This window comes from Sandarakinorhabdus oryzae (assembly GCF_009733735.1).
Classification (GTDB): domain Bacteria; phylum Pseudomonadota; class Alphaproteobacteria; order Sphingomonadales; family Sphingomonadaceae; genus Sandarakinorhabdus; species Sandarakinorhabdus oryzae.
Genome location: NZ_WNJP01000232.1, coordinates 1 through 3,594 on the forward strand (window position 1 = coordinate 1; position 3,594 = coordinate 3,594).

3 protein-coding genes are annotated in these 3,594 nt (G+C 69.4%); all 3 read left to right on the forward strand.

Going from position 1 to position 3,594, the window contains the following annotated elements; translation table 11 throughout:
* Nucleotides 1–186: 186 nt before the first annotated feature.
* Nucleotides 187–1,062 (forward strand): MBL fold metallo-hydrolase, encoded by an 876-nt coding sequence (locus GJ693_RS14720; protein WP_156257017.1) that lies wholly within the window; start codon nt 187–189, stop codon nt 1,060–1,062.
* 47 nt (nt 1,063–1,109) lie between these two features.
* The gene (locus tag GJ693_RS14725; protein ID WP_156257018.1) at nt 1,110–2,594 is read left to right on the forward strand and encodes an FAD-linked oxidase C-terminal domain-containing protein; all 1,485 of its coding nucleotides are present in this window, start codon (nt 1,110–1,112) and stop codon (nt 2,592–2,594) included.
* Nucleotides 2,594–3,594, forward strand: a 1,001-nt coding sequence (locus GJ693_RS14730) for an FAD-binding protein (protein WP_156257019.1), incomplete at its 3' end; no start/stop codon positions are given. The genes GJ693_RS14725 and GJ693_RS14730, both read left to right, overlap by 1 nt.

The window sequence follows — 3,594 nt, forward strand, 5'->3', positions numbered from 1 at the left end:
CGCGCGAGACGCTGCCGGCGCTGGGCCTGCCGGCCAACACGGGCGACGAAGCCGCGGTGCGCAACCGCATAGCGCTCTATGCCGCGCAACTGGCGGCGCTGCCCTGAGCGACGCTGGGGCGGACGCCCCATCGACACCGACCGCAGCCAGAGCGCAGGCTGGCCGCCCCACCACCGGAGATGCTGCATGCGCCTGCCCCTGCTCTGCTTGCTGCTGGCCATGGCGGCCCCCGTCTGCGCCGCCGGTCCCGCGTTCCTGCCCTGGATGAACGGCACCATCGCCAGCGAGCCGCAGATGCAGGTGCAGCGCATCGATGCCGACACGTTCGTGATCCGCCAATCGGTGCACACCAATTTCGAAGCGCCGTTTCTCTACCTGCTGTTCGGCACCGATCGCGCGCTGCTGCTCGACACCGGCGCCGGCGGGCTCGCCATCCGGCCCACGGTCGATGCGCTCATCGCCGGCTGGCTGGCCAGCCACCGCCGCAGTGCCATCCCGCTCACCGTCGCGCATTTCCACAGCCATGGCGATCACCACCAGGGGGACAGCGAGCTCGCCGGCCGGCCTGATACGACCGTCGTTGGCCTCAAGCCCGAGGACGTCGCCTCCGCCTTCGGCATCACGCGCTGGCCCGACGACATCGCGACGTTCGATCTCGGCGGCCGGCCGCTGTCGATCATCCCGACGCCCGGCCACGAGCCGGCGCACATCATGGTCTATGATCCGCGCACGCGCCTGCTGCTCTCCGGCGACATGCTCTATGCCGGCCGCCTTTATGTGCCGACCGACCAGTTCGCGACCTTCATCGCCAGCGCCGACCGTCTGGTTGCGTTTGCGCAAAGCCATCCCATCGCCGCCGTGCTTGGCACCCACATCGAGATGACGACAACGCCGGGCAAGGATTATGGCTTCGAAGCCGCCACCCACCCCGACGAGCATCCGCTCGCCCTGCCCGCAGATGCCATCACCCGCCTGGCCGCCGCCGCCCATCGCGTTGCCGGCGCACCGGTGATCAGCAACGAAGGCGACTTCATCCTCTACCCTCGCCCGCCGCGGCCCTGAGCATAAGCCTCGACAAAGCCGCCGCCATGCTGCGAAGCTGGCCGGCGATGAAAATGCCCACCCCTGATGCCGGCGTGATCGCCCGCCAGGCGCAGATTGCCACCGCACTGGCCGACATTGTGCCTGACGGGGTGATTGCCGATGCCGACGGCGTCTCGCCCTATGGCAGCGACGGGCTCGCCATGTACCGGCAGAGCCCGCTGGCCGTGGTGTTGCCGCGCACCACAAGCCAGGTGAGCCGGGTGCTGGCCTGGTGCCACGCCAACGGCGTGAAGGTGGTGGCGCGCGGATCGGGCACCTCGCTGTCCGGCGGGGCGCTGCCGCTGGCCGATGGCATCGTGCTGGGCATGAGCCGCTTCAACCGCATCCTCGGCGTCGATTACGACAATCGCTGCGCCGTGGTGCAGCCCGGCGTCACCAACCTCGCCGTCAGCCAGGCCATTGCCCACAAGGGTTTCTATTACGCGCCGGATCCATCGAGCCAGATTGCCTGTTCGATCGGCGGCAATGTCGCAGAGAACGCCGGCGGGGTGCATTGCCTGAAATATGGCACAACCAGCCCCAACCTGCTGGGCGTCGAGCTGGTGCTGATGGATGGCAATGTGCTGCGGCTGGGTGGCCCGGGGCAGGAACAGGCGGGCTATGATCTGCTCGGGCTGGTCTGCGGCTCCGAAGGTCTGCTCGGCGTCGTCACCGAAGCCACAGTGCGCATCCTGCCCAAACCCGCGACCCAACGCGCATTGCTGCTCGGCTTCCCCTCCGTCGCCGATGCCAGCGATTGCGTGGCCGCCATCATCGCCGCCGGCATCATCCCGGCCGGCCTCGAAATGATGGACGCACCGGCCATCCGCGCCGCGGAAGATTTCGTGCAGGCCGGCTATCCCACCGATGTCGCCGCGCTGATGATTGCCGAGGCCGACGGCACCGCGGCCCAGGTCGACGACCAGCTCGCCCGCATCAGCGACATCGCCAGGGCCCACAATTGTTGCCACCTGCGCGCGTCCACTGATGAAGCGCAGCGGCTGCTGTTCTGGGCCGGGCGAAAGGCGGCGTTTCCGGCGGTGGGGCGCATCGCGTCGGACTATTATTGTGTCGATGGCACCATCCCGCGTCGCCAGCTGGGCGCGGTGCTGGAACAGATCAGCGCCATCGTCGCGCGCCATGGCCTGGGCGTCGCCAATGTCTTCCACGCCGGCGACGGCAATCTCCACCCGCTGGTGATGTATGATGCTGCCGTGCCCGGCCAGACCGAAGCCGCCGAAGCGGCCGGCGCCGAGATCTTGAAGGCCTGTGTCGATGCCGGCGGCGTGCTGACCGGGGAGCATGGTGTGGGCGTCGAGAAACGCGATCTGATGCCCCACCAGTTTTCGCCCATCGATCTCGACGTGCAGAGCCGGCTGAAATGCGCCTTTGACGAAAACGGCCTGCTCAACCCCGGCAAATTGTTCCCGACGCTGGCCCGCTGCGCCGAAATGAACGCCATGCACGTGCATGGCGGGCGCGTGTCGTTTCCCGAAATCCCCCGCTTCTGATGGCCTATCGCCCCGCCACGACCGAGGACCTCGCCGCGATGATCCGCGACGCGGCGGCGCGCGGGGAAACGCTGGCCGTGTCCGGCACTGGCAGCCGGCCTGGCATCGGGCCGGGCCCTGCAGATTCCGCGCTCGATCTGACCGGACTTGCGGGCCCTGTCGATCACGATCCCGGCGAACTGCTGCTCACCGTGCCGGCCTCGACACCGCTGCTGTATGTGCAGCAAATCCTGGCCAAGGCCGGCCAGTGCCTGGCCTTCGAGCCGCCGTCGCCCGACGCGATCTGGGATCGCGGCCACGGCACCATCGGCGGTGCGGTGGCCAGCGGCCTTTCGGGGCCGCGGCGGCCCTTTGCCGGGGCGGCGCGCGATCATGTGCTGGGCCTTTCGGGCGTGACCGGTCGGGGCGAGATCTTTACGGCCGGCGGCAAGGTGCTGAAGAATGTCACCGGCTTTGATCTGCCGCGGCTGCTCACCGGCTCGCGCGGCACGCTGGCGGTGCTCACCGAGATCACGCTGAAGGTGCTGCCGCTGGCGCCCGCGCAGGCGACGCTGCTGCTGCCGGCTGACACGGCAGCCCAGGCGGTGCGGATCATGGCCGATGCACTGATGGTGGACGGTGGCATCACCGGCGCCGCCTGGAGTGAGGGCGAAGTGCAGTTGCGCATCGAGGCCAGCCCCGCTGCCCTGCCCGCACTGGTGGACGCCGCCCGCGCGCGCCTGCCCGTTGCCAGTGTGATTGAGGACGCCGACAGCCGTGCCCTGTGGGCCGCCTCCGCCAGCCTGGCTGGCCATATCGCGCCCGATGACATCATCTGGCGCTGCCCGCTGCCCGCCACAAGCGCCCCGGCGCTGGCCGCGCTGCTGCCACAATTTGCCCGGCTGCGGCTGGATTGGGCCGGCGCGCTGGCCTGGGTGCTGTTGCCGGCCGACGCTGCCGATCTCGACATGCATGCACTGGTGGCGCAGGCCGTCGGCCGCGACGGCCATGCCGAACGGCT